The organism is Ruegeria sp. CF4 (genome assembly GCF_056537345.1).
In genome coordinates this window covers 270,657-276,712 of the sequence record NZ_JBQFRJ010000005.1, presented here as the reverse complement: position 1 = coordinate 276,712, position 6,056 = coordinate 270,657, and the positions used below count along the sequence as shown (strand labels likewise).

Genomic DNA, 6,056 nt, shown 5'->3' with positions numbered 1-6,056 from the left:
CGCGTCGACAACGCTTACGGCGACAGAAACCTCATCTGCACATGCCCCCCCATGTCAGAATACGAAGAAGCCGCAGAATAATACAACAAAACCCCGCCAAAATCGGCGGGGGTCATTTCCAAAACCAGAGGCAGCCCCGTGAAAGAGGCTGCCTCCATCAAGACCGACGGAGAAATCATGAAACACTACGTCGTAAGAAAGGACTACACAGGACGAGCCAAGACGGCAGGTATATCGCGGGAGCGTGTTCAGCATATCGATGTCATTCTGCGCAGCCATGCCGACAAGGCTTCAGCCGAAACAGTTCTGGAATTCTACCGCGCGCTAAACAAGCTGGTGGAAAATCACACTTATGTCGTCACCTTGCGCGTCCAGGCCGAAGATTCGGTTGGTGGGCCACTCTATTGGGCCGGGCGCATGGCGATCTTCTGGGGCGATTTCGACAATATCTGGAAACCGGTGGGGACGGAAAAGTCGTGGGTTTCGCAGGCCTTGAACCTATCGCCAAGATCTCTTCTCGTCGGAGGTGCGGTTATGCTTCTGACCCAGTCTGGCGGAACGGACCGATCAGTTGCTGCCATTCATCAGAGTTTTGAAGCCGCAGCGTTGGAGAGCGGGCTGAGAAATTGTGGCAACGCGACGCATATCTCGGCGGATGGGCGCACACATAGCGCCAATACGCGCCTGAGCGCATTGCGTCTTCTGGCAGAATTCGTGTCGATGGATCATGGCGAGTATCTGGCGGATACCCTGCGCCGGTATATCGGGCTTGTCGAACCAAACCGGAAATCCGAGAGCCAGGTCGCAAACCGGTTGATACGCCGCGCGCAAGGGGACAAGCTGGTCACGCTTGTAGTGGAAAAGATGTTGGACAACATTGAGGACCCGTTGAGCATCTCCGAGCTTTCAGGTTTGGTGGGTACATCCGTTCGTCAGCTTCAAAGACGGTTTCTTTGTAAAACGGGCGCCAAGCTGTTGGAGACTTATAAAGAGCTTCGGTTGGAACGGGCTTGTAGTCTGCTGAAATACACAGAATTGCCGGATATCGAAATTGCATCTGCAACGGGATTTTCATCGCGGGCAGCGATGTCGCGGGCGTTCTTCAAGCACTATAAGTCTCGGCCAGAGAGCGTCAGAAATCGGCGTTTTATTGGCAGCATGCGGGCTTGACGGCGATTAGCCTTTTGGACCCTCACACTTCAAAGAACCCAAGCCAGGAGCGTACAAAGAAACCTGTTCGGGCTTTTCAACGCTAAACGGAACCGATCTCTCCAAGTTGCCAAGGTGACTGGTAATGGAGGGTTGAAGTTTGGGCGATGATCAGGTTGAGAAGGGCGAGGTATAGGGGCTAATTGTTGAGGAATTCGACAAATCTCCGCGCAAGGCTTTGACGCCGCGAGGTGCCAGTCCAAACGGCTTGAATTGTGAGTTTTGGTAAAGACCATTCTGGCAGTATGCGTTGTAACCGATCGGTCGAAAGTTCTTCTGAGATCAAACTTACCGGAAGATTTCCAAAGCCTACACCTGCCAGCGTTCCAGCTTTGGCTGCTAAAATGCTTTGGACGCTGAGTTGGCTGACATTCAGCGTTATTTCCTGCACATCTTGCTTGCGTGTCAGTGAAAACACATCACCCACTGGTCCCATCGACACAAAGGGAAGCGGCTCAAGATCTTTGGGGACAGCAACAGGGCCATGGCGCAGGAGGAATTCGGGTGTGGCGACCAGCATATGCTGAACAGACCCGATCTTTTTTCGGGTCATGCTGGAATCCGGCAAGTCACCAATCCGTATGGCCAGATCATAGCGCTCTTCGACGAGGTCTTTGATCTGGTCAGAATAATCCAGCGTCAGCGCAACGTTTGGATGGCGAGCAACAAATTCCATTACTTTGGATTCGAGCGCGGGATCGGGAACAAATGCTGGCAAAGCAATTCGCAACGCGCCTGCGACATGATCGGAACCGGTTTCAATCTGTTCCAGGGCCAGTTCGATGCCGTCCAACCCCTGTTTCGCAGCTTCGAACAGGTTTCGCCCATTCTCCGATAGAGTCAGTTTCCGTGTTGTGCGATGAACCAGGACTTCTCCAAGTTCGTCTTCAAGTCGCGCGATATGATGGCTGATGACAGATGGCGCGACACCTAACCGCTTTGCGGCCTTAACGAATGCGCCTGTTTCTCCGACAGCGACAAATGCAATAAGGCTTTGGGCGTAACGATACATCCATTCAATGTATCGAGGAGTGCAGCCAGATAAAACGGGTTTCTCTATTAAAGCGAGTTTCAAGCTGACTGTCTTAACTCAACTCCGATATCTGAGAATACCTAACGGGCAGCGCTCTGTTCGTCGTGATCAATGCTGATCTTGGGGCGGTCAAGCAATGAACAGAGCAACGATTAGTGAGCCGATGATTTCCGACATAGTTGGTGCCTGGTGGCGCGTGCAGCATCGGATGTAGAGTAGATAAACTGGACGCGTTAAATGATCGCCTCACCGAGTTCCTTGTTAGCCCGATCACAAATCAGATGTTGCTTTGATGGGATGCAAGCCCGCGGCTTAGCTGCGAGTGATTGAGCAAACGCCGTTTTCATCGACATGATGTGAGTGATAATCACGGGTCTTCCGTGCAGTTCCATAAAAAACGAAAATCCCTGTATTGAAAAATATGGAACGTTCCAATAAGAATGATTCTGGAACGTTCCATATGTTGGGGGAAGAGAAATGGATTGGATTTTCGTTGGCGCGAGTACAATCGCTTCCGAGCATATGCTGAATGCGGTGCGCCAGCAGGCCGGCCACGATGTCAGATGGATTGTCAGCAATTCGTCTGATCGGGTGAGGGTCTGGGCTCAGGAGCATGACATTCCCAACGCAACCACCGATCTGAAAGAGGCGCTGACTGATCCGCGTACTAAGGCGGTTTACATCTCTTCGACCAATGAAAAGCACCACGGGCAGGCTTTGGCCGCTATTGCGGCGGGCAAGCACGTACTTTGTGAAAAACCTTTGGGCATGACGCAGGCCGAAGCCGTTGAAATGGTGCGTGCCGCCGATGAGGCCAGAGTGGCATTTGGAACAAATCACCACCTGCGTTGCTCAGGGAGTCATCGTGCAATTCGCGACCTGATCGATGATGGGCGTATTGGTGACGTTCTGTCACTGCGCATTCATCACGCTGTGCACCTACCGGGTCACCTGCAGGGGTGGCGTATTAACTCGGCCGATGCTGGCGGTGGGGTTATACCCGATATTGTTGTTCATGACGCCGATGTCACCCGATTCCTTTTGCGTGAGGACCCTGCTTCTGTTGTTGCGCAGATGGCTAGCTCTGGGATGGGGCAAGGGGTCGAAGACTCGTGCATGTCGGTCTGGACTATGCCGTCTGGCGCCATGGTCATGGCGCATGAGAGTTTCACGCACCCCCATGCTGGCTCTGGTCTTGAGGTTCATGGAACCAAAGGATCGATCTTTGCGCGTGGCGTGATGACCCAAAGGCCCGTTGGGCAAATTGAGCTGGTCACTGAAAACGGGCGCGAGGAAATCCCGTTCTCAGATCATTCTTTATACGTTCAGGGCGTCTCGGAGTTCGTCGGGGCCGCAGCAGGGCAGGGCCGTCCGGCCGCTGATGGCGCAGATGGGGTCAAATCCTTATCGGTGGCATTCGGCGTGCGCGAGGCCGCTGTCTCGGGGCGGCGTGTTGAAATAGATTACGGTGGTTTCTGATGTCCAAGCTTTGTTCCGCTTCCGAGGCCGTATCGCGTATTCCTGACGCGGCTGTCATTACGGTTTCTTCCTCTTCGGCGCTGGGGTGCCCTGATCTGGTGCTGAAAGCGCTTGGGCAGAGATTTCAAGCCGATGGGCATCCGCGCGATATCACGACGCTCCATCCCATTGCTGCAGGCGATATGTATGGCGTGAAGGGCATGGAGTATCTGGCGCAGGACGGGCTGCTGGCGCGTGTGTTGGCCGGATCTTATCCGTCCGGGCCGTCCAGTCTTGAGATGCCGGAGATCTGGAAAATGATCGTTGAGGATCGGGTGGCGGCGTACAATGTCCCGTCGGGGATTCTGTTCGACATGCATCGTGAAGCGGCGGCGCATCGCCCCGGCGTGTTAACGCAGGTTGGGCTAGATACCTTCGTCGACCCGGTGCGCGAGGGATGTGCGATGAACGCAAAAGGCGCCGCGGCACCGATTGTATCCCGCGCCGAGTTTGGCGATCAGACTTGGCTGCATTTCCCGAATATCAACCCCAACGTCTGCATCCTGCGAGCGACCACCGCCGATGAGTTCGGCAATCTCACCTATGAACATGAAGGCGCGTATCTGGGCGGACTCGAACAGGCAATTTGTGTGCGCAACCATGGTGGGTTGGTGATCGCTCAGGTCCAGCGTGTGACGGCTGCGGGCAGTCTGTGCCCGCATGATGTTCGTGTGCCAGGGCATCTGGTCGATCTCGTCGTGGAAGACCCCGACCAGAAACAGACCACCGAAACACCATATGATCCTGCGATTTCCGGTCAAGTCATGCGCCCGTGGGGCAGTTTTTCACTGGCAGAGCACGGGGTTGAGAAGATCATCGCCCGCCGGGCCGCCCAAGAACTCAGATCCGGTATGAGCGCTAATCTGGGGTTTGGCATCAGCGCCATGGTTCCGCGTATCCTGCTTGAAGAGGGGCACCCTCAGGCGGTCACGTGGGCGATTGAACAAGGCGCTGTTGGTGGGGTGCCTTTGACAGGTTTCGCGTTTGGCTGTGCCTCAAACGCCCATGCTTATGTGCCGTCACCGCAGCAGTTCATCTATTTCCAGGGTGGCGGTTTCGATATGTCGTTCCTGTCCTTCCTTGAGGTGGATGTCGAAGGGAATGTGAATGTCTCGAAGCTTGGAAAAAAACCTTATCTGACGGCTGGGTGCGGTGGTTTCGTCGACATTACGGCGCGGGCGAAGAAGATCGTGTTCTCGGGCTGGTTTGAGGCGGGCGCCGGGATTGAGCTGACCGAAGATGGTATCAACGTCGCAACGCCCGGCAAATTCACCAAGATGGTTGATCAGGTCGAACACGTCACCTTCTCTGGTCGTCGTGCGCGCGAAACCGGGCAGGACGTGCTTTACGTTACTGAGCGCTGCGTGATCCGCCTTGCCGACACAGGCCTGGTAGCGACAGAGATCATGCCGGGCATCAACGCCGAGCGCGACATTATCGCTGCCTCAGCAGGTCGCGTCAAAGTTGCTGAGAACGCGATACAAATGCCTAAATCGCTGTTCTTGGATGGCCCGATGGGGATGAAGCTGTGAGCGGGATCAGCTTTCATATTGAAGGTACAACGGCTGTCCTGACACTGGACAACGCTGCAAAGCTGAACGCGTTGACCGTTGAGATGCTTGAGGCATTAGAGGTCCGGCTACAGGAGGTCGAGCGTGATACCTTTATTCGTGCGCTTGTTCTGACCGGGGCAGGTGAGAAAGCATTTTGTTGTGGGGCAGACATTGGCGCCTGGGGTGGTCTGAGCCCGGCTGAGTTCGCCCGACACTGGGTACGGGACGGGCATCGCATTTTTGATCGTCTTGCCCGGATCGGCAAGCCGACCATCGCAGCGATAAACGGTCACGCCTTCGGTGGGGGACTCGAACTGGCCAGCTGTTGCGACCTGCGGCTGGTAGCGCCGTGCGCGACGCTTGCCTTGCCCGAAGCACGGGTCGGAATTGTACCCGGCTGGTCAGGGACACAGCGATTGACGCGTTTGATTTCCGAAAGTGCAGTGAAAGAGATGGCTTTGTTTGGACGCCGTATTGGTGCCGACCGGGCTGTTGCACTGGGATACGCCGCCGAGATCGCCGAGGATGCGCAGTCACGCGCGCTTGAGATCGCGGCCGAGCTGACCGACCTTTCGCCTCGCGCAACAGAGATCTCAAAAAACATGATCCACGCTGCGGTGGGTGAGGACACTCATGCGGTTGTCGAAGCTTTGGGTAGCGCCGCCATCGCCGCGTCTGCGGATCGCGAAGAAGGTGTGGCGGCCTTCATGGAAAAACGTAACCCTCAATTTTCGGGCCTGTAA

5 protein-coding genes are annotated in these 6,056 nt (G+C 55.4%); 4 read left to right on the top strand and 1 reads right to left on the bottom strand.

What is annotated here, in order from left to right; genetic code table 11:
- The first annotated feature begins 177 nt into the window (after positions 1-177).
- A complete protein-coding gene (locus ACR0NF_RS13605; protein ID WP_480472018.1) occupies positions 178-1,170 on the top strand; it encodes a helix-turn-helix domain-containing protein in 993 nt (330 codons plus the stop codon).
- A 178-nt stretch (positions 1,171-1,348) separates the two neighbouring features.
- Here the strand turns inward: ACR0NF_RS13605 and ACR0NF_RS13600 are convergent, their stop codons facing one another.
- Positions 1,349-2,284, bottom strand: coding sequence for a LysR family transcriptional regulator (locus ACR0NF_RS13600; RefSeq protein ID WP_480778418.1), 936 nt, complete (start codon positions 2,282-2,284; stop codon positions 1,349-1,351).
- A 435-nt stretch (positions 2,285-2,719) separates the two neighbouring features.
- On the opposite strand from ACR0NF_RS13600, the gene ACR0NF_RS13595 reads away from it, so the two are divergent.
- The 3 genes from ACR0NF_RS13595 to ACR0NF_RS13585 are packed head-to-tail and all read left to right on the top strand — an operon-like array spanning position 2,720 to position 6,056.
- On the top strand, positions 2,720-3,721 hold the full coding sequence (locus tag ACR0NF_RS13595; protein WP_480472016.1) for a Gfo/Idh/MocA family protein: 1,002 nt from the start codon (positions 2,720-2,722) through the stop codon (positions 3,719-3,721).
- On the top strand, positions 3,721-5,292 hold the full coding sequence (locus ACR0NF_RS13590; protein ID WP_480472015.1) for an acyl CoA:acetate/3-ketoacid CoA transferase: 1,572 nt from the start codon (positions 3,721-3,723) through the stop codon (positions 5,290-5,292). The genes ACR0NF_RS13595 and ACR0NF_RS13590 overlap by 1 nt, the downstream gene beginning before the upstream one ends.
- Positions 5,289-6,056: an enoyl-CoA hydratase/isomerase family protein gene (locus tag ACR0NF_RS13585; RefSeq protein WP_480472014.1), complete on the top strand. Its 768-nt coding sequence runs from the start codon at positions 5,289-5,291 to the stop codon at positions 6,054-6,056. The genes ACR0NF_RS13590 and ACR0NF_RS13585 overlap by 4 nt, the downstream gene beginning before the upstream one ends.

Excerpts from the sequence above, each read along its gene's own strand:
- ACR0NF_RS13590 (WP_480472015.1), top strand. The coding sequence starts at position 3,721 with ATGTCCAAGCTTTGTTCCGCTTCCGAGGCCGTATCGCGTATTCCTGAC.
- ACR0NF_RS13605 (WP_480472018.1), top strand. The coding sequence starts at position 178 with ATGAAACACTACGTCGTAAGAAAGGACTACACAGGACGAGCCAAGACG.
- ACR0NF_RS13595 (WP_480472016.1), top strand. The coding sequence starts at position 2,720 with ATGGATTGGATTTTCGTTGGCGCGAGTACAATCGCTTCCGAGCATATG.